At 49.1% G+C, this 19,257-nt stretch carries 19 protein-coding genes; all 19 read right to left on the reverse strand.

Going from position 1 to position 19,257, the window contains the following annotated elements; genetic code table 11:
• Nucleotides 1-178: 178 nt before the first annotated feature.
• Entirely contained in the window at nt 179-922 is a 744-nt protein-coding gene (locus tag EJL91_RS06390; protein WP_125141152.1) for a GntR family transcriptional regulator, read from the reverse strand.
• 156 nt (nt 923-1,078) lie between these two features.
• Entirely contained in the window at nt 1,079-2,137 is a 1,059-nt protein-coding gene (locus EJL91_RS06395) for a sensor histidine kinase (RefSeq protein ID WP_125141153.1), read from the reverse strand.
• Nucleotides 2,134-2,862 (reverse strand): ANTAR domain-containing protein, encoded by a 729-nt coding sequence (locus EJL91_RS06400; RefSeq protein WP_125141154.1) that lies wholly within the window; start codon nt 2,860-2,862, stop codon nt 2,134-2,136. The genes EJL91_RS06395 and EJL91_RS06400 overlap by 4 nt, the downstream gene beginning before the upstream one ends.
• A 348-nt stretch (nt 2,863-3,210) precedes the next feature.
• The gene (locus EJL91_RS06405) at nt 3,211-4,107 is read right to left on the reverse strand and encodes a DMT family transporter (protein WP_164516767.1); all 897 of its coding nucleotides are present in this window, start codon (nt 4,105-4,107) and stop codon (nt 3,211-3,213) included.
• A 143-nt stretch (nt 4,108-4,250) separates the two neighbouring features.
• Nucleotides 4,251-5,063: a carbon-nitrogen hydrolase family protein gene (locus EJL91_RS06410; RefSeq protein WP_125141156.1), complete on the reverse strand. Its 813-nt coding sequence runs from the start codon at nt 5,061-5,063 to the stop codon at nt 4,251-4,253.
• A 34-nt stretch (nt 5,064-5,097) separates the two neighbouring features.
• Complete coding sequence (locus EJL91_RS06415; protein ID WP_125141157.1) at nt 5,098-6,384, reverse strand: TRAP transporter large permease; 1,287 nt, start codon at nt 6,382-6,384, stop codon at nt 5,098-5,100.
• Nucleotides 6,381-6,857: a TRAP transporter small permease gene (locus EJL91_RS06420; protein WP_243125254.1), complete on the reverse strand. Its 477-nt coding sequence runs from the start codon at nt 6,855-6,857 to the stop codon at nt 6,381-6,383. Before EJL91_RS06420 ends, EJL91_RS06415 begins: the two co-directional genes overlap by 4 nt.
• 21 nt (nt 6,858-6,878) lie before the next feature.
• On the reverse strand, nt 6,879-7,952 hold the full coding sequence (locus tag EJL91_RS06425; protein ID WP_125141159.1) for a TRAP transporter substrate-binding protein: 1,074 nt from the start codon (nt 7,950-7,952) through the stop codon (nt 6,879-6,881).
• A 95-nt stretch (nt 7,953-8,047) separates the two neighbouring features.
• Nucleotides 8,048-8,782, reverse strand: a complete 735-nt coding sequence (locus tag EJL91_RS06430) for a creatininase family protein (protein ID WP_125141160.1) — start codon at nt 8,780-8,782, stop codon at nt 8,048-8,050.
• A gap of 345 nt (nt 8,783-9,127) precedes the next feature.
• Complete coding sequence (locus EJL91_RS06435) at nt 9,128-10,948, reverse strand: sigma 54-interacting transcriptional regulator (protein WP_125141161.1); 1,821 nt, start codon at nt 10,946-10,948, stop codon at nt 9,128-9,130.
• Entirely contained in the window at nt 10,935-11,393 is a 459-nt protein-coding gene (locus tag EJL91_RS06440; RefSeq protein ID WP_243125255.1) for a hypothetical protein, read from the reverse strand. Before EJL91_RS06440 ends, EJL91_RS06435 begins: the two co-directional genes overlap by 14 nt.
• A gap of 457 nt (nt 11,394-11,850) precedes the next feature.
• Nucleotides 11,851-12,996, reverse strand: a complete 1,146-nt coding sequence (nagA, locus tag EJL91_RS06445; RefSeq protein ID WP_125141162.1) for an N-acetylglucosamine-6-phosphate deacetylase — start codon at nt 12,994-12,996, stop codon at nt 11,851-11,853.
• 96 nt (nt 12,997-13,092) lie between these two features.
• Entirely contained in the window at nt 13,093-13,584 is a 492-nt protein-coding gene (locus EJL91_RS06450) for a tRNA (cytidine(34)-2'-O)-methyltransferase (RefSeq protein ID WP_125141163.1), read from the reverse strand.
• A 2-nt stretch (nt 13,585-13,586) separates the two neighbouring features.
• Complete coding sequence (locus EJL91_RS06455) at nt 13,587-14,762, reverse strand: aminotransferase class I/II-fold pyridoxal phosphate-dependent enzyme (RefSeq protein ID WP_125141164.1); 1,176 nt, start codon at nt 14,760-14,762, stop codon at nt 13,587-13,589.
• Nucleotides 14,759-15,241 carry an Lrp/AsnC family transcriptional regulator gene (locus tag EJL91_RS06460; protein WP_125141165.1) on the reverse strand — a complete coding sequence of 161 codons (483 nt, stop codon included), beginning with the start codon at nt 15,239-15,241 and terminating at the stop codon, nt 14,759-14,761. The genes EJL91_RS06455 and EJL91_RS06460 overlap by 4 nt, the downstream gene beginning before the upstream one ends.
• A 13-nt stretch (nt 15,242-15,254) precedes the next feature.
• Entirely contained in the window at nt 15,255-15,953 is a 699-nt protein-coding gene (locus tag EJL91_RS06465) for an AIR synthase family protein (RefSeq protein ID WP_243125256.1), read from the reverse strand.
• Nucleotides 15,950-17,497, reverse strand: coding sequence for a VanW family protein (locus tag EJL91_RS06470; RefSeq protein WP_125141166.1), 1,548 nt, complete (start codon nt 17,495-17,497; stop codon nt 15,950-15,952). The genes EJL91_RS06465 and EJL91_RS06470 overlap by 4 nt, the downstream gene beginning before the upstream one ends.
• Before the next feature lie 186 nt (nt 17,498-17,683).
• The gene (locus EJL91_RS06475; RefSeq protein ID WP_125141167.1) at nt 17,684-18,514 is read right to left on the reverse strand and encodes an exonuclease domain-containing protein; all 831 of its coding nucleotides are present in this window, start codon (nt 18,512-18,514) and stop codon (nt 17,684-17,686) included.
• A gap of 49 nt (nt 18,515-18,563) precedes the next feature.
• Nucleotides 18,564-19,247: an endonuclease III gene (nth, locus tag EJL91_RS06480; protein WP_125141168.1), complete on the reverse strand. Its 684-nt coding sequence runs from the start codon at nt 19,245-19,247 to the stop codon at nt 18,564-18,566.
• Nucleotides 19,248-19,257 lie beyond the last annotated feature (10 nt).

Raw genomic sequence — 19,257 nt, forward strand, 5'->3', positions numbered from 1 at the left:
CCCCTCTCTTTTATTTGTTTTTGGAATTCGGTGTTCGGTATACCAAAAATACGTCAAATAAAAGAAGGACATTTTAATTCCCGTTTGACCACATTATATACCCATCTCATTAATTTTGCCACTAAAGTTTTAGAAAATATCTTTTTTCTCTATTTTTGACAAAATATTCCCTAAAACTTTAGTTACTTTTAATAAACTCTTCTTTAATCTCCGCATCACCGTCCTGCGGATCAAAGTTCAGCCGCTCCGGTATGACGAGGAGTCGTTTCTTCCAGGATCCATAATGAATATGGAGCAATTCCTTGCCCTTTTCCAGGTCTCCCTCTTCCACGCTGTTCAGAATCCCGATGTGATCGGCGGCAAAATTCCTTCCCCCGTGCATACTGTACTTCATGCTCAGCACGGATGAACGGACTACCTTCTCACTGATGCTGTCCTGTATCTTAATCAGCTGGCTGTTGCCGGTAATACGGGCAAAATAGTTGTGGAAATTGGTATCCATCTTCATCAGGGTGTAGTAGTCATTGGCATTGCGCACAGCAAAAAGATCCATCTCCTCGATAATTTTCCGAAGATGGGCGATATGTGCCGGAGTCACTTTTGGAAAAGCCAGCTCAAAGCACAGGATATCCAGAGGTTCACGTATCTCGAATAACTCCAGAATATCTCTCCACAGAAGAACTGCAATCTTACGGTTCTTCCCGGCCTGTTCAATCCACCCCTCATTTTCCAGTGATCGAAGTGCATCGCGCAGAGGAGTTCTGCTGACATCCAGGAGCTTTGAATATTCTCTCTCATTGATAACCGTTCCCGGCTTAATCTGACCGGTGATAATCAAAAGCTTCAGCTGATTATATATTTTAGAGCTGTATAACTCATTTTTTTCGATTCTCTCGATCTTTGTATCAATTTCAGGTAACATAAGCGCTTCCTTTTCCCTTTGGTTTGCAGTTTGGCCTAAGTAAAACTGTAACGATCATTATACTATTCCCCGCCTTTGCTTGTCAATCAACGATCTGCCGGGGAATTCTCCTTCACTCAGGAATCGCCACTGTTCACTCCATGCCCTGTGACCTGTTTATGTCCGGAAATCAAACGTGGCGGAAGTTCCCTCTTTGTCCGATGTGATGTAAAGTTTGCCGCCCAGCTTGCCGCGGACTGTCATCCTGACGAGAGACATGCCGAAACCGAAGCTGTCCTCCCCGTTAAAATCGAATCCGGTGCCGTCATCCTGAACGGTGATGGAGGAATACATCCCGCCTTTTTTCATAATCACTCTTATCCGGCCGCCCGAAAGCCCGGTAAACGCATGCTTATAGGCATTGGAGACGAGTTCGTTAACCACCAGGGCAATATCGGTTGCCTTCTCCTGGTCCACCGTCAGGTCGTCTCCTTCCAGAACAAGACTTACGGATGTCCCTGCATCATAAAGAAGAGTCAGATTCTGCCTGAGTTTTTCCAGGAACGGTTTCAGCGGTACGGGGCCGTTCTCCCCATAGGTCAGAAGCTCATTAATTGAGGCAATACTCAGGACCCTGGCCGTATTTTCCCGGAAGGCCTGCCTCACTTCCTCGCTCTCCGTATTGCGCGCCTGGATATTCATGATGCTCGCAATCAGCTGAAGGTGGTTTTTAACGCGGTGATGGACTTCACGGCGGGCCGCATCCTCCGGTGATGTCTGGATGAGATCCTGTTTTTCAACCCTGCGCGCCAGCGCCTCATACTTCTGTTCCTGTCTTATGTCGCGGCTCACATCGCGTTCTCCGATCAGCACGCCGATAAATCTGCCGTCCTCATCCGAGACAGGCACTACATCCTGGCGCACGGTCCGCTCTTCCTGGGTGACGGCCTTGATATCGCGCACCGGGGAGTTCGTCTCCATGGCGCGGTAGACAGCCGGTTCATCCTCCCGTTTGGCATAGCAGCCAACCACGCTTTTCTGGTAGGAGGACGGCATATGGCCCGGTCCCGCCTGCGCCGCGACGAACATCCGGCCGTCGGAGGGCTGCATGCAGTCGATAAACAGATCGGCGCCTACCAGATCGGCCACCAGCGGCAGAACGGCCTCGATCTGCTCCAGCTTATGGAAGCCTGATTCGCTGAGCTGCGCGCGGCTTATTATCTCGTCCCTGTTCATATTATTCCTCCCTGCTCCAGCAGTTGTCTTGCCGCTTCATTGACCGAAACCTTCCGTCTTGCCGCTTCCTGTGAAAGCAGCCTGTACGCCTCCGGTTCGGTAAGCCTTTTCTGCTTCATCAGATATTCTTTGGCCCGCACCGCTGCGTCCCGTCTCGTCTCCCGCTCCAGAACGGCTTTGGCAATCGTAATGATTGGTACACGTTTCTGCATGGCAGCCTTCTGCATTTCACGGTATGCATCCGACTCGGAAATCTTCTTTTCCTTTGAAAGCTTTCCTTTGGCCTGCTCAATCATCTTATTCTCTTCCAGACGCCGGCAGGCATCCTCCGCCTCCGCCCGTGTCTTTAAAAGCCGCTGTCCCTGAGCCCAGGCCACTTCCAGCGCCGGTTTCAGAATTCTCGGCTCAATCGGCTTTACCAGATAACCAGAGACGCCGGCGCGTCCTGCCCTCGCAATAAATTCTTCGTCTGCAAAAGCCGTGCAGATAACAACACAGCCCGCAAGATTCCCGTCAATAATCGTCTCCGCAGCCGTCAGCCCGTCAAAAAGCGGCATTTCCAGGTCCAGAAGCACCATATCGGGATGCTTCTGACGGCAGAGCTCAACGGCGTCAAATCCATCCTCCCCCTCCGCCACTACATGAAAGTCCAGTGATTCCAGCATCTGGCATAAATCCAGGCGGATTATCGGCTCATCGTCCACTACTATAATTGTACGCTGCATTTCCCCTCATCCCCAATCACACGGCCGCTTTGCACCTCTTAGACTGCATCATGGCCGTACCGTAAAAAATATATTCTCTGCTATGATTATATCGTTGTTTTTCATTGGTTGTCAATTACATGTCCGGTCGGAACCGGGAGTTCTGAAAAGTGAAGATTATTATTCTCTCCATCCCCGGCAGCGCCCCTTAGTTCAGCAGCAAAGAACAGCCCGGACGGACGGGGCCGTTCGGGCTGTTCTTTATTTGTTCTGCATCAATTGTTCCTGCTGATAAGGGGCTGTAAAACGTGTATGAAGCTCCGGTTACTTCTCCGCTCCATCAGCTCACGTCACAGCTCCCCACTAGAATCAGCTCTGCTCACTCTTGGCCCCGACTGCCTGTTCACGCCTTTTTCCGTTTGCCTTCCCCATCACAATCAGCACCGCCGAAGTGAGGACACAGGTAATGCCTATGGCAGTACGGAAGTTAAGCGTTTCACCCATCAGCGCAATCCCCAGAACAAGGCTGGTCATCGGCTCGAATGTGCTAAGGAATGAAATTTTTTCCGCTCCGATTCTTTTTAAACTTTCCTGTGCTAATACAATTGCAAGAACGGTAACTCCCAATGCCAGAATTATGACAAATCCCCATGCTTTAAAAGGAAGCTTTATAACAAATTCATCCCGCAGAACGGCAAAAAAGGAAGCCTCCAGGCCACAAATCACAGAAATGTAAAAACAAAGCTTATATGGATTCATGAGCGCCATCCCGCTTTTCTCATCAAATATAATGTAGAATGCATACGTCCACGCGGAACAGAATGCCAAAACCATACCAACTCCGGATGCCGCTTCTCCTGGAGTATAAAAACAGAACACTCCAGCCAGTCCCAAAACAGCGCATATCAACTTAATCCGGTCAAACTTCTCAGAAAAAATTGACACATGAATAAAAAAGACCAAAGCCGGATAGATAAAATGGATTGTTGTCGCCATACCGGATGAAATATAATTATAAGAAAAACACAGAAGTATATTAGTCAGAACATATCCCTGTGCTAAAAGAAACAATTTTCCGAACTCAACCAGCGTAATTTTCAAAGGTATCTTCATTATACGGACAATCAAAAATACTATCGGTACTGCAAACAGAAAACGCAATGCAACCACCGTCAGTTCCGTCCCTCCGAAGGCGAAAATTTCCTTCGCAAGAAACGGCATAGTACCGTACAATACCGCGGAACCAATCGCAAATAAGTATCCCATTCTTTTCCCCCCACTCTTTTTTCCCAATTTTAACCTTTCCTTAAATAACATAATAGGAAAATTCGGAAATTCAGTCATGTTGAGAAAAGGTGCTTCCCGATAATCAGAAGCACCTTCCATTCATTAGCCCGGCCGTTTCCGGATCAGATTGTATAAAGCTCCGGACGGCGGTCCTTATAAGCCGGTAATTTTGCCCTTACCTGCTCAATGCGCTCCGAATCAATCTCGGCGCAAATCAGAGTCTCCACCTCGCCGGCGCTTGCAACCACAACGCCCATCGGGTCAACCACGACGCTCTCTCCCATGCCGTTCGCACCGACCTGATCGCAGGCCACCATATAAACGGTGTTCTCGATCGCCCTCGCGGAAATCAGCGTGCGGAACTGGGAGCTCTTTAACGGCCCCGGCACCCATGCGGTCGGCATGATGATGATATCCGCACCTTTTGAACGCTGGTAGCGGGCAACTTCCGGAAATCTCACTTCATAGCATACGAAGAGGCCAATTTTTCCAAACGGTGTGTCAATCGGCTCAAAAAACTTGTCCCCCGGCTTGTTGTCATCCGACTCCTTAAAACCGAACGCATCGTAAAGATGTGTTTTCCTGTAAGTGGATATAATCTCACCCTCACTGTCGATAACCACAGTGCAATTATAATTGCGGTCATCCTCCGGATCCTCCACCTTCTCGTTCATGCCGAAGATAATCCAGAGTCCGTTGTCTTTGGCGAGTTTTCTCATCTCTGTTACAAAAGGGCCATCCAGGGTCTGTGCGGTCCCGAGGCAGACTGCACGCTCGGTACCCATAGGAAAATGGCTCATAAAGCATTCGGGGAAGATCATCATGTCCGGCTGATAGAGTTCCTTCGCCGTGGCAACCGCTTTTTTGGCGTTTTCCAGGTTTTCTTCCGGCAGCCCCTTCTGCTCAAGCTGGGCTAAAACAAATTTACTTTTCATAGAGTCTCACCTTTCAAATTATGTTTGTTTCAGGCTAACTGATCTGTCCCAGAATCCTGGGCAGAAAAAGTGTAATCTGAGGAATATAGGTTACTAATAAAAGCGTAATGACACTTGCAACTATGTACGGGATAACCGGTTTTACAATATCTTTAACCTGGATTCCTGAGACACCGCAGGCCACATACAGGTTACAGCCAACCGGCGGTGTAACCATACCGATGGCAACGTTCATAACCAGCACAACACCGAGAACCACCGGGTTATAGCCAAGCTGTAAAGCAACCGGCAGGAAAATCGGAACGAAAATGTACATAATCGAATTGCCGTCAATAAAGCATCCTGCAATCAGTATAACAATATTTACAACAATCAGGAAGATCACCGTGTGTCCTCCTGAAATCTGGACAACAAAATTGGACAGTGCATTGGAAATACCCGAAACCGACAGCACCCAGCTCATTAAAGCCGCATTGCCGACCGTCCACATAACCGCGCCGGTCTGCTTTCCTGAATCCACGACGATTGCCACTAATTCTTTAACCCGCAGTGTCCTGTAGATAAATACTCCAACTAAAAGGCCATATACAGCCGCAACGGCGGCAGCTTCGGTCGGTGTAAAGATTCCGCCGTAAATTCCGCCCAGGATGATAACGGGCATCATCAATCCCCAGAACGCATCCTTAAATGCTTTCCAGCGTTCCGCCGCGCTTGCTTTCGGAGCGCGCAGAAGGCTGCTTTTACGCGTCACCCACATGGATGCCGCAAACAGGGAAAATCCCATTAAAAGTCCGGGAATAATACCGGCCATGAACAATGTGCCCACCGATACATTTGCAATGGAGCTGTAAACAACGAAGGAAATCGACGGCGGTATGATAATTCCGATGCCTCCGGCCGTGGCCATCAGCGCCGATGCATCCCCCTTCGAGTATCCGACGGCCGTCATAGCCGGAATAATGATTCCGCCGAGAGCCGCCACCGTGGCGGGACCCGAACCGGAAATCGCCGCGAAGAAACAGGCTACCAGTACGCATACCAGAGCCAGCCCTCCGTTAATATGTCCGACAAAAGACTGGGCAAATGTAATCAGCTTGGTGGAAATTCCGGCTTTTTCCATGATGTTTCCCGCTAAGATAAAAAACGGAATGGCAAGGAGCAGGAATTTACTGATTGATGCATAGTAGTTGAACGGTACCATAGAAAGGCCCATTCCCGAAGTAAGCAGCGCGGAAACGCTGGAAAGGCACATGGCCGTTCCAATCGGCGCGCCGATGATAACGCAGAGGGAGAATACCCCCAGCATAATTACTGCTGTCATTTCTCTTCCTCCTCTGTATTTTTATATACCCTGACCATAAACTGAATGCTGCGGAACAGAATAAAAGCCAGGCCAAGGGGTACAAAAGAACCATATACCCAGTTTGGAATCTTAAGGGCAATCGACAGGCTGCCGATCTTCATCTGGCTCTGTACCATAGTAATCCCTGTATACATTAATACGGCAGCCGCTACACAGGTAAGCCCCGTATCTATGATTAAAAATACTGTCTTCATTCCCGGCTTCATCATCCCGGTAATCAGATCCAGTGTATAATGGCTGTTCTCTTTACTTGCCAGAGCGCCTCCCATTGTGGAAAGCAGAACAAACATCGCGCAGACAAGCTCTTCTGTAAATGAAAATGAGAAGTGGAGCACATACCGGGAAATGACACCCAGGAAAACTAATGTAAGCATGGTAAGCATTACAATCGTAGTAATAACCGATTCAAAATTAATTGAATTTTTTTTCATAGAGTCCCCTTCATCTATTTTTTATTCAACTCCCCAGGCTGCGCATGCTTCCGGTCCAACGATCTTTTTGTACTCTTCGATGGTCGGTGCAGCGCCCTCTTTGAATGCCTCTAACTCTTCTGCGGTCGGAACGTAAATGTTTACGCCATAGTCCGTCATAGCCTGTTTGACTTCCGCTTCCGTCTTGCTCATATAATCACGTCCCCACTTTGCCGCTTCGGTTGCGCACTCCTGGAGGAGAACCTGTGTATCCGGGCTCAGTTTCTCCCATGCAGCCTGGTTCGCAAGGAAATCATAAAGTCCAAGTGTTGCATTGACCTCGGTTATGTACGGCTGTACCTCGTGCATGGAACCGGAGTACAATGTCTGATAACCGTTCATGTTTCCGTCTACCGCTCCGGTCTGTAACGCAGAGTAAAGTTCGGACCAGCTTAACTGCGTCGGATCTGCCCCGAGAGAACGCATCAGGGACATCTGAAGATCACCGTAGGTACGCATTTTTAAATTCACCATATCAGCCGGTGTATGAAGCTCGCGCTTATTATTTGCAAACTGCATGATACCGTTGGGGAACGTGCTTAAATAGACAACTCCATATTTGGAAAACAGGTTTTTGCTGAATTCGCCGCCGGTGGAATCAGCCTTTTCCCATGCCTGATCATAGTTTGCAAAGGTAAACGGGATCGAAGTTACCTGGAAGGTCTGATCCACATCGGAGAAAGAGTTCTCACTGATAATAGCGAGCTCGAATGCTCCGCCTGATATCATCATTTCTACATGGCGCACCATATCTCCGCCGCTTAACTGGCAGTTGGGGAATCGGTCAATCTGCACCTGTCCGCCGCTCTTTTCCTCAACCAGACGCTCAAACTCAATTGCGGTAAGACCGTCCATTCCCGTATCGCCCGTTGCATAGCTGAGCTTTAAAGAAACCTTATCATAGCTTTTTCCGTCTGCCGCCGCGCTTTCACCAGGTTCCGCCGCCTGTGGAGCTGCCGCCGCCTGGGTTGTCTGAGCAGGGGCGCTGCTGCTTCCGCATGCGCAGAGATTCACTGCACATGCCGCCATTAATGCAATAGAAAGTACTTTTTTCATATCAAATTCTCCTTTTTCTTCAGGGAAAATCCCCAAACCGTATTTTAACCGTCCAAACTTTGAGTTCCGATTCAGGGACCTCCCCCATTTATTTTTTATTTTTCAAGATAATTTCTCACACAGTCTTCCATCTCGTTCAGCATCAGTTCCACAGCTTCCCTGCCCTTTTCGGCAGTGGCAACCTGCGCGTTGCCGAGTGTTCCCGTGTCGGTCATGCTGCAGTACGGAACGCTCTTCATAATTGCCGGCCATTTATCATCAAACATCATTGGAGTATTCGGAGCCTTGGACATGTCCACCAGTTCCGGGTATAAGTACATCAGAACAGAGGTCTGCGCCTCGCTTGCATGTGCATGAGGAGCCGGTGTATCCCACATTCCGGTCTTATCGGAAACGGCCGGAAGATACTGCCATACTCCCACCTGTGCGTATTTGATGCCATATTTGATTCTTGCGTCTTCCAGAACCTCATTTAACGGCTGGGTGTTGTGAAGGTGATTATTTACAATGAAAAACCTTTTAAAACCGAGACGCACAAACTCTGCAACCATCTCGCTGTATACGGCCTTCAGAGTCTCCGCTGAAATTGCGATCGTTCCCGGGAAAGAAGTCAGGCTCTTGGACTGGCCGACCTCCAGACAGGGACCGACAATTCCGTTTATACGCTCTGCCAGCATTTCCGACATCTTCTTTGCAACCAATATATCTGCTCCCAGCGGGTTGTGCGGGCCATAAACCTCACAGGCGCCCGATGGAAGAATAATTGTTTTTGCTGTTTTGCTTCTCTCTGCGAAATCACTCCATGACATGTCTCTTAATTTGTACTGCATAATACTTTCTCCTTTCAGAATATAACTTATTTAGTTACTACTCTTACTTAAAGCAATTCGCATGCCAACTCTGTCTCAGGTGAACTTTATCGTTAACTTTGCACAGTATTATCGGGTTTTGTTTTGTAATTATTATGCAATTATTCCAAATCATTTTATTGTTTTTCTTCTGGCTATCAAGTATGGTCTCAATTTTAAGACCATGCCCGTACACCAATTCTTATATTTGAGACTACTCCTCCATAAGCTCAGGTCTCGCCATCGGCTTTCAATACAAAAAGACCGGAACATCCGTTTGTCAGATGTTCCGGTCTTTTCTAATTCGCAGTATTTTTTATTTCATAGTTATTTTATAGTTCCGATTCCGATTTTCCGATAGTATGACGCCACGCTGATTTCCAGGCATTTGCAGATCTCCCTCACCTGTTCCTTTGTGGGATGTCCTCCATAGCGGTCTGCATAATTTTGCAGAATTTCCTGTTCCTTAAGCCGTATGCTAGTCTTCAACGGCCGAGAAGCTGTTTTATCTTCGGAATGCTCAGAACTTTGCGAAGTCTCATTATTGAGACCGCTGATTTTCTGAGGAAGCACTTCCAGAGACAGCACCGGGCTTTTTTCAAACGTCATCATGTATTCTATGCTGTTTTCCAGTTCTCTGACGTTGCCGGGCCATTGGTAATTTACCATCTTTTCCATGACCGAAGCCGAAGCTGCCCGGATCTCCTTTTCAAGGATTTTATTGTATTTGACTATAAAATGCCGAATCAAAAACGGAATATCATCCGGGCGTTCCCGCAGCGGCGGAAGATGGAGCGGCACAACATTGAGGCGGTAATATAAATCCTCTCTGAATTCCTTCCTCTCAATCATCTCTTCCAGATTCCGGTTTGTCGCGGCAATAATTCTCACATCCACATTGATCAGAGAGCTGGAACTGCTTCCGATGCGATCCACCTTTCTCTCACTGAGGACACGGAGCAATTTCGCCTGTAAATACAGAGGCATGTCTCCAATCTCATCCAGGAAAAAGGTACCATGGTTTGCCAGTTGGATTTTTCCAATTTTTCCGCCCTTCCTCGCCCCGGTAAAGGCCCCCTCCTCATATCCGAACAGTTCACTTTCCATTAAGGATTCCGGAATCGCCGCACAGTTCATCGCCACAAAAGGATGGGCCTTTCTGGGGCTCTCCGAATGGATTAGGCGGGCGAACATTTCCTTTCCGGTTCCGCTTTCTCCTGTGATCAGAACATTAGACGCGTGCTGTGCGGCAATTTTTGCCTGGTTGACAAGCATCCGCATCTTCTTCCCTGAAAAGATAAGCTTTTCCGCAACCCCCAGCCCCTCCCTCTCATTCTGCGTAATGCTGTTCTGGATCTGAGAGAACGGGTTAATAATACAGAGGACGCTGCCCTCGCTGTCCCGGATAAATTTCGTCTTTATCTGAAGCAGATACTGAAAACCGTCTATATTTTTATGTATTTCCTGAACCAGATTCGGCCGCTCCTCAGTCGTCCGCGAAGCCACCGATATCACCTCCGACAGCAGAGCGTCCTTTAGCTCATGATCGTTGAAATGGAGATATTTCTGCACATACATATTACTCTGGGAAATCCCTGCTGCCGGCGAGTATAGAAGTATCCCGTCCTCCATCGCCTCGACGACTGAGGTCAGCTGATTGTTCATGATCTGCATCTGCTCCATCAGCATCTCCTGCTCCAGCTTGCTTGAAATCAGATCCGATATCTTCTCGAGATAAGCCATAAGCTGCTGTTCTTTTTCCACGACAATCCGGTGCTGTTCTTCATCGAAAGAAGCAATGACAATCACGCCCTCCAGTTTCTCCCTTGTATTGATGGGGTAAGCCAGAACAGAATAAAAACGGCTGTCCACATTTTTCCTCATATTGGGAAACGCAAACACAAACTCTTTTGTATCAATCGCTACAATCGGCTTCCCCGTCTCAATGACCTTCATGGTGTAGCTGTTCTGCCACTGGGGAATCAGGCGGTTATTCTCATAGCAGACAAGATCCGACTGGTACCAGACCCCCGTTGCAGCAACACGTTCCAGCGGGTCCGAACTCAGAATCGTAAGTTCCAGATCCAGAACTGCCGAAAAAGATGCCAACAGTGTATTCAAATAATCCTTGATATCAGTAAGTTTCATCTGTTTCCGTCTCCGTTTCTTCTTTTGTTTCCGTCCGCTCCTTTGGCATTTTATAAAGCTTCATGCCCAGCCAAATAAACACCAGCAGATTTACGAGAAAAAACACCACTCCCTCTACGCGCCCCTTTTCCCTAAACAGAAAGATCAAATTTCCTGCAAAGCTATAGACAAGGTATGGGACATAAAAAAGAAAAGCCCACAGGACTCCTCTGCTGCGCAGTACATTCGCCCGGGAGCCATCAGACTTTTTTCGATAAATCAGGCGTCCGCCGATGTAATAAGCAAACAGGATGCCAAGGACAGCCACAAATCTTGCAAATGCCAGCCCGGCCGGCATTTCCCACCCCTCAGCCAGATATCCACGCACAATCGTCGTTGATTCCGTGAAAATCCATTCCACTAATGCTATAAGTATGAATACAATCTGCAGTCCGGTTATTTCCATTTGCTTCCTCCCTATCTCCCCTAATTAAACTAAAACCTCTGTTCGCCCGATTCAGCCATGATAGCAACTCTGTTTCTTTTTTATTTTGTTTCCACCATTCAATACTGCAACAAAATTCTTCATCTAACTTCTATTAAAATATTCTTATTTATTGATAATTTCACCTATATATTACCATATTTCCGCCTTATTCTCAACGCAATCTCAGATAGAGCCCAAAGTCACCCGACAACTACCTTTTCAGATTATACTCACAAAAAGAACACAGTTACACATAAGCCTCCGCAGGTCGGGCTTCTTACTCGTCTGGATCTTTCTGAAAATGGTTAAAGCATGCGGCTAAATTCCCATTATGAATCCTGAATTTAACCGCATGCTTTGTAGTTGTTATCTATATACCAGTAATCCGAATGATTTGTTTCCACTACCTATTTCCGCTGCCTGTCTGCACACCGCGTCAGCCCAGCAGCTGCTTTTCGCCCCTGCAGTACGTCTGGACCACCTCATAACCGTCGCCCAGAACCACCAGATCCGCATCATACCCCGTTGCCAGTCTGCCCTTTCTGTCGTCCACCCGCAGGCATCTGGCCGGATTGACCGTGCAGGAGTTGAGCGCTGCGTCAAACGGCACCATAGCTTCTTCCACAAGGAGTTTCAGCCCCCGGTTCATCTTCAGGGTGCTTCCGGCGATTGTTCCGGATTCTTTCAGCCTTGCCAGGCCGTCTTTCCCCACTTCAATCGCATGGCCGCCCAGGTCGTAGCGTCCTCCCGGCTCACATGATTTTACCCGGAGGGAGTCCGTGATCATGATAGCAAAATCCCTTCCCTTGGCCGTAAAGTAATTATTTAATGCAGCCAGATGGGAGTGACAGCCGTCACAGATAATTTCACCGTAGATATCCCTGATACGCAGGGCAGCGCCTGCGAGTCCCGGAGCCCTGTGGTTAAACGGCGTCATTCCGTTGTAGACATGGGTCATGGATGTCGCTCCGTTTGCAATAGCCAGTAACGCCTCCTCATAGGTTGCCGAAGAATGGCCAATGCTGACAACAACCCCCGTCTTGGCACAATATTTAGTCAAAGACAGTCCCTCATCGTGTTCCGGAGCCAGGGTGATATAGCGAATCATCCCCTTTGCCGCCATCTGGTATTCGCGGAACTGCTCGGCGGAGGGAACTGCAATTGCCTCCGGAGGCTGCGCTCCTTTATATTCCATATCCAGGTAAGGCCCTTCAAAGTGAATTCCCAGAATTTCGGCGCCCTCATAGCCTTCTTCCATCACCTCGGCCACATTCTTTAAAGCAGCCGTAAGAATTTCCGGCATCTGGGTAACGGTGGTGGGCAGAATTGCCGTCACGCCCTCCTCCGGCACTCTCCTGACCCAGTCCCTGAGACCTGCCGGTTCGGCGTCGTTTGTGTCAAAACCGTAGGCTCCGTGTGTGTGTACATCAATGAAGCCGGGGACGATACGGTTTGTGCCGTAATCTTCATCCGCCTCCTGAGTCCCATATGGCAGGATCCCCTGAATCACACCCGACTGAACTTCCAGCTGCAGCGGCGCAAACTGCCCCGCCACCCAGACTCTTTCACTCTGTATAATCATATCCTTGCCTCCTGTGTTCTACTATGGTCAAACAATAGTTTTATTTTCCCTCCGGTTTCCGGTGGGAATGTTCTTTGTATCCGGCGGGAATGTTCTTTATTTCCAGTCAAAATTCCTCAGATGGCCTTCCATCGTCATCTGCTCAAATCCATTCTGTCTCAGCGCCTCGTAAAGGATTATCGCCACAGAATTAGACAGGTTCAGGGAACGTGTTTCTCCCCACATCGGAATTCTGACGCAGGTCTCCTGGTTCTCCACCAGAATGTCCTCCGGGATTCCCCGGCTCTCCGGCCCGAACATGATATAGCAGTCCGGTTCATATTTCACATCGGAATACACATTCGGCGCTTTCGTCGTAGCCATATAAATCTTGGCTCCCGGATTGCGGTCCAGGAAATCCTTATAATCGCTGTAAACCGTCACATCAAGATGGGGCCAGTAATCCAGCCCCGCCCTCTTGATCTCTTTATCACTGAGACGGAATCCAAGCGGCTCAATCAGGTGGAGCCGCGTGTTGGTGGCCACGCAGCTCCTCCCGATATTGCCCGTATTCATCGGCATCTCAGGTTCATATAAAACAATGTTCACTGTTACTGCGCCGCCTTTCCGTCCAGTCTGTCTACAAAGCGCCTGATACGCGCAATTGCCTTCTGAAGGTCTTCCAGGGAATAGGCATAGGATACACGCAGATATCCCTCGCCGCAGTCACCGAATGCGGTTCCCGGAACGATGGCAATCTTCTCCTCCTGCAGGAGCCTGTTGGCAAACTCGTCGGATGTCATTCCAAACCGCTTAATGCACGGGAACATATAGAATGCGCCGTACGGTTCGAAACAGTCTATACCCAGGTCCTTAAAGGCGCGCATCAGATATTTTCTTCTCTCATCATATGCCTGCTTCATTCTGGCAATGTCTTCATCACCATTCTTCAGAGCTTCCACCGCCGCATACTGGCTGGTAGTCGGAGCACACATGATGGCAAACTGATGAATTTTCAGCATCTGGGTCAGAATTATCTCAGGCGCCGCAGCATAACCGATCCTCCATCCCGTCATGGCATAAGCCTTGGAAAATCCGTTAATCAGAACGGTTCTCTCCCGCATTCCCGGGATCGCGGCGATGGATACGTGTTCTCCCTTATAGGTCAGCTCGGCATACAGTTCATCACTGATGACAAAAATGTCCTTCTCCTCGATTACTTTTGCAATCTCCTCTAAATCTTCCCTCTCCATGATAGCGCCCGTAGGGTTGTTAGGGAACGGAAGGATCAGCACCTTCGTATTCGGAGTAATCTTCTCCAGCAGTTTTTCTTTGGTCAGCTTGAACTGATCCTTTTCCTCCAGTTCAATTACGACCGGTTTGCCGCCTGCCAGCGTGGCACAAGGCACATAGGATACATAGCTGGGCTGGGGAATCAGGACTTCCTCCCCCGGGTTTAACATGGCGCGCAGGGCAATATCGATGGCCTCGCTGCCGCCCACAGTTACAAGCACCTCTTTATTAAAATCATACTCCACATGCATGCGGCGCTTCAGGTAATTACAGATCTCCACCTTCAGCTCTTTAAGGCCCGCATTGGAGGTATAGAAGGTACGTCCTTTCTCAAGGGAGTAAATCCCCTCCTCACGGACGTGCCAGGGAGTGTCAAAATCAGGCTCTCCCACACCAAGGGAGATTGCTCCCTTCATCTCACTTACTACGTCAAAAAATTTGCGGATCCCGGAAGGCGGAATATCCACTATTGTATCTGATAAGGGGTTTCTCACGGTACGATCATCATCCTTTCATCCTGGGGCCCGTCGCAGAGTACGGTGCCATGGTCTTTATATTTTTTAAGTACAAAATGGGTAGCCGTGCTGAGCACAGAGTCTATTGTAGACAGTTTTTCAGCCACGAACTGGGCTACCGCCCTCATGGTCTTCGCCTCAAGCATCACGGTAAAATCATAACCGCCGGACATAAGATATACAGATTTCACTTCGCTGTACTGGTAGATTCTCTCTGCGATCTTGTCAAATCCCATCTCGCGCTGAGGCGTAACCTTCACCTCGATGAGAGCAATCACCTTCTCTTCATCTGTATTATCCCAATTAATCAGGGTATGGTAACCACAGATGACATGCTCACTCTCCATCTCAGCGATCTCGGCCGCGACCGCGGCTTCATTCTCCCCTAATAAATCCGCCAGCTCTTTAACGCTGATCTTGCTGTTTTTTTCAATGACCGCTAAAATTCTTTCTCTCATAGTTTACCTCCTGTTAATTGAGTTTCGTTTCACTGCCCTCCACGGCGCTTTCGCCCTTCTCCGTGCTGCGGACAGTCACTTTATATAGTTCATCGGGTTTAGGCCGATCCAGGAATGTCTGTATATCGCCGTTATAAATCTGCCTTTTAATTCCTGTCTGCGTCCTCCCGAGCACTACCGCATGTATTCCCTTTTTCTCCAGTTTGCTTACCAGAGCGCCGCCGTTTGCGGCCGTGAGGAGTGCGCACCCCTCCGATTGCAGCCTGTACGGATTTACGTCGAACACCTCGCAAACCTCCACCGTCTCCTGCAGGATTGGGAGTCTGCGCAGTTCCATCTCAAATCCCAGACCGAATCCGTCAAAATAGTCCCACAGCGCCGTCATGATTCCGCCTTCTCCGGCCAGACACCAGGACGCAGCTCCTGCGCTTTCAAAAACCTGAGCTGCAGAAACTTCAGTTGCAAAACCTTTAATTGCAAAACCTTCAGTTGTTTCCGAAGCTGAAATACCGGGGAGCTGAAACAGTCCCCGGATTTCATATAAGCTCTGGCAGCGCTTTACGTATTGTGCTGTAAAGCGTGCAAGCAGTTCTTCTTCTCTTTCAGCGGCAATTACAGACGTACCTTTTAGCGCTATGTACCCTGCAGCCACCAGATCCTGCCCGGTTTCCATAACACCGGACACTTCCGTCATTCCCTCTCTCATCATCATGCTCCTGCATCCGGAGCCGGCGGCGCCGGATCTGCTGCAGGCGCCGGAGCCGGATCTGCCGCTGGGGCCGGAGCCGGTTCCGCTGCCGGCGGTGCCGCGATTTCGGAAGCAGGGCCGTCGGAGGCCGGACCGGAAGGCGGAGCCTGGGTCTCGGCCGGAACAGCCGGCTGCTCCGGCGTTGTCGGTACAACCGGTGCGATCACAGGCGCCTCAGGGCCTACACGGTAAATTGCTTTCGATGCCATATAGCTATCGGTGTGGAGGATCTCTTTCTCTGTCTCCACTCCGTCGACATAAACATATTTCCACAATCTGGAACGGAGTCCTCTGTGAGCGGACTGCTCAAGAACTTTTGCTCCCGGACTCAGGGACGGATCCACCTTGATTGTAGGCGCTCCCGGGTCCGATGTGCCCAGAGTCTCCGACACGTATTTCACCTCGCGGTTAGCCGGTCTTGTCTCTTTTCCATAGATTGTAAATGTCAAGGTGCCGCCGCTTACGCCGCCTTCGATATAGACAGGCGTATCGTATGGGTTTTTAAACTTCAAATCCTTGATGGTTCCGGCAATAGCGGCGTCCTGTGACGGTTTCACATATGCTACCAGCATAGAATGGTTCTGTCTGTCCGTAATCTCCATCTCGGCCTGAAGCGCCGCATTATACATTGTTGTGCAGAGCTGGCAGGAGCCTCCGCCGATCGAATCAACCACACGGCCGTTCTCATAGGAACCGGCAGCCGCGTATCCGTTGGCGATGGTAAACGGCGTTAAAAGAGTATAGGCTGAGAATTCTTCTCCCGGCATGAGTACGACGCCGTTGATCTTTGACGAGCCGTTCGTCAGGTTTTTGGATCTTGAAATATTGCCCGTGCTGAAATTGGTGCTGAATGTTCCAAGCACATCCTGGATCATAGCCAGATCTTCCGACTTTCTCGCCGGCTGGGTCTCGGTTACAACCGCCGCCACTGTCACAGGGCTGTTCAGTCCGCCTTTAATCGCCTCATCGAGCGCTTTCTTTGTCGCATCTGCATCCACGGCCAGACCAACCACGGAATCCGTGATCTGGAACGCACCGTCCACTCTCGTAATCTCCGCATCCTTTGCTTCCCTTACAAAGGCGCTGCATCTGCTTTCGACAAATTCCGCCACTTTTGCGGCGTCCACAGAGGTCTCAATTTCCAGCTTGAGCGGCTGTTTCTCAAGACTCTTAAGATTTAAGTATCTTTCCAGCAGGTTGCCGCCGGCGTATTTCTCGGCCGCTTCCTCAATCTCCTCTTTATTGGTCCAGGAAAATCCTAGTTCCTCCGCCGTTGTGGTAATCTCATTCCCGTCGATCGTCAGAGTAATCTCCTGGTTCGACATTTCTTCTACATATTCCTCAATCTTCTGATCCGCTTCTTCCCCGGTCATCCCGGTCAGTTCAAAGTTCCCCACTCTGATGCCGGCTGGAAGCGTTCCCGCGGCAGCCGTTTCCGGCGGGAGCAGAAGTACCCCGGCTGCCAGCAAACAGGCCGCTGCGCCGGCAATCCAAAATTTCTTTTTCATATATATGCCCCTATTCCAATAACAATTGCGGTGAGATATGTCCGGTACGGTCCGTTCACCGCATAACGCTTATGACGCGCTCCCGCGTCCTGTCGAAATGTGCGGTTTACATTGCCATTGATAAACCGGCAAGTATAGTTCCACCTACCATTGCGAGAACTATAACGATAATAACAACGGAAGATACTACTTTCCTTGTCCTTTTATCACTGAAGTTAAACATTCCTTATCACCTCTTTTTATTCTTCCATACTGTGAGATAATTTTATCCGTCATCCTCGAAACTTCGTTCCGGGAGAGGTAGTCTATCTGCGCAGATACGTTTATTCTATGATATTTTAGTAAATCCCGCAAGACTTCTTTTTGCTTTTTTGTCGCCGGCTGCTCTTTTTTCACCTTATATACCAGAGGTCTACAGGAAAATGCCTCCGGCATTGTGGAAAAATGTATTTTTTTGACGGCCTGGTAGAGTAAATGGGCCGTCAGGGCATCCGCCATGGCGCGGTGGGCGCCCTCCTGTTTTACTCCGTAATAAAGGCTGGCATTACCCAGATTCTTCCTTTCCTCCTCCGGCATAAACCGGCGGCAGATCGTCAGCGTATCGATTCCTTTTTTTTCAAAAGACAGTCCCTGATTGACGGAGGCCCGCTTCAAAAAACTGTAATCGAAGATAATATTATGTCCCAGAAGTGGAAGGTCCCGGCAAAAGTCCACCATACGGCCGATCACTTCATTGATATCCGGTGCATCGGCCACCATATCCGAGGTAATGCCGGTCAGCTCTTCGATCCGTTCATCCAACTCTCTCCTGGGATTGACGAGGGTGGAAAACGTCTTCACGACTTCGCCTCCCAAAACAAGGGCGGCGCCAATCTCGATGATTTTATCGTGTTTCGGATCCAGACCGGTTGTCTCCAGGTCGACTGCCACGTAAGTATCCGGGCTGCCGCAGAAAGCTCCGGCCGTCTGCTTCCGGGAAATCATTTCTTCCCTTATTATGTGTGCAGATTCTTCCAAATTTATTCCTGCTTTCTCTCATTATTTAAAAATAACATTTCCTAAACTGTTATTTTGTACTTTTCCGGCTCTTTTTAACCTTTTCTGTCTCCGCGCCGGGGCAGTTCTCTCTCAGGAAGCACTCGCTGCATTTGGGGCTTCTGGCGATGCAGATGCTTCTGCCTAGTGTGATAATCTGGATATTCCACAAAATCCAGTGCTCTTTCGGCAGAACTTTCATCAGATCATATTCAATCTTTTCCGGTTCCGCCTCTTTTGTCAGCCCCAGTTTTCTGGAAATCCGCTTTACATGGGTGTCCACCACAATGCTCGGCTCATCGTAAATATTTCCCCGGATTACATTGGCGGTCTTTCTGCCCACCCCGGCGAGGGAAGTGAGCTCTTCTATGGTTCTCGGAACTTCCCCGCCAAAGTTTTCAACAAGCGATTTACAGCAGGCGATAATATTTTTTGCCTTCATATGGTAAAAGCCGATGGAGTGGATGTCCTTTTCCAGCTCCTTTAAATCGGCGTCTGCAAATTTCTCCAGTGTGTCATATTTTTTAAACAGATCGGCCGTTACAATATTCACCCTGGCATCGGTGCACTGAGCGCTCATAATCACCGCAATCAGAAGTTGCCACGGTGTCTCATGGTTTAAGTAACAGCGGTAGTCTGTCCCATATTCCTGATCAAGCAGTTCCAGAATCCTCCGGACCCGCTCATCCCTCTGTGCCTTTGTCTCCCTCGGCATCGGTTACCTC

It is taken from the genome of Clostridium transplantifaecale (genome assembly GCF_900626075.1).
Lineage (GTDB): Bacteria > Bacillota > Clostridia > Lachnospirales > Lachnospiraceae > Otoolea > Otoolea transplantifaecalis.

Bases quoted from the DNA above. Each gene is read 5' to 3' on its own strand.
- EJL91_RS06390 (WP_125141152.1), bottom strand. From the start codon at position 922: ATGTTACCTGAAATTGATACAAAGATCGAGAGAATCGAAAAAAATGAG.
- EJL91_RS06395 (WP_125141153.1), bottom strand. From the start codon at position 2,137: ATGAACAGGGACGAGATAATAAGCCGCGCGCAGCTCAGCGAATCAGGC.
- EJL91_RS06400 (WP_125141154.1), bottom strand. From the start codon at position 2,862: ATGCAGCGTACAATTATAGTAGTGGACGATGAGCCGATAATCCGCCTG.
- EJL91_RS06405 (WP_164516767.1), bottom strand. From the start codon at position 4,107: ATGGGATACTTATTTGCGATTGGTTCCGCGGTATTGTACGGTACTATG.
- EJL91_RS06410 (WP_125141156.1), bottom strand. From the start codon at position 5,063: ATGAAAAGTAAATTTGTTTTAGCCCAGCTTGAGCAGAAGGGGCTGCCG.
- EJL91_RS06415 (WP_125141157.1), bottom strand. From the start codon at position 6,384: ATGACAGCAGTAATTATGCTGGGGGTATTCTCCCTCTGCGTTATCATC.
- EJL91_RS06420 (WP_243125254.1), bottom strand. From the start codon at position 6,857: ATGAAAAAAAATTCAATTAATTTTGAATCGGTTATTACTACGATTGTA.
- EJL91_RS06425 (WP_125141159.1), bottom strand. From the start codon at position 7,952: ATGAAAAAAGTACTTTCTATTGCATTAATGGCGGCATGTGCAGTGAAT.
- EJL91_RS06430 (WP_125141160.1), bottom strand. From the start codon at position 8,782: ATGCAGTACAAATTAAGAGACATGTCATGGAGTGATTTCGCAGAGAGA.
- EJL91_RS06435 (WP_125141161.1), bottom strand. From the start codon at position 10,948: ATGAAACTTACTGATATCAAGGATTATTTGAATACACTGTTGGCATCT.
- EJL91_RS06440 (WP_243125255.1), bottom strand. From the start codon at position 11,393: ATGGAAATAACCGGACTGCAGATTGTATTCATACTTATAGCATTAGTG.
- nagA (WP_125141162.1), bottom strand. From the start codon at position 12,996: ATGATTATACAGAGTGAAAGAGTCTGGGTGGCGGGGCAGTTTGCGCCG.
- EJL91_RS06460 (WP_125141165.1), bottom strand. From the start codon at position 15,241: ATGAGAGAAAGAATTTTAGCGGTCATTGAAAAAAACAGCAAGATCAGC.
- EJL91_RS06465 (WP_243125256.1), bottom strand. From the start codon at position 15,953: ATGATGATGAGAGAGGGAATGACGGAAGTGTCCGGTGTTATGGAAACC.
- EJL91_RS06470 (WP_125141166.1), bottom strand. From the start codon at position 17,497: ATGAAAAAGAAATTTTGGATTGCCGGCGCAGCGGCCTGTTTGCTGGCA.
- nth (WP_125141168.1), bottom strand. From the start codon at position 19,247: ATGCCGAGGGAGACAAAGGCACAGAGGGATGAGCGGGTCCGGAGGATT.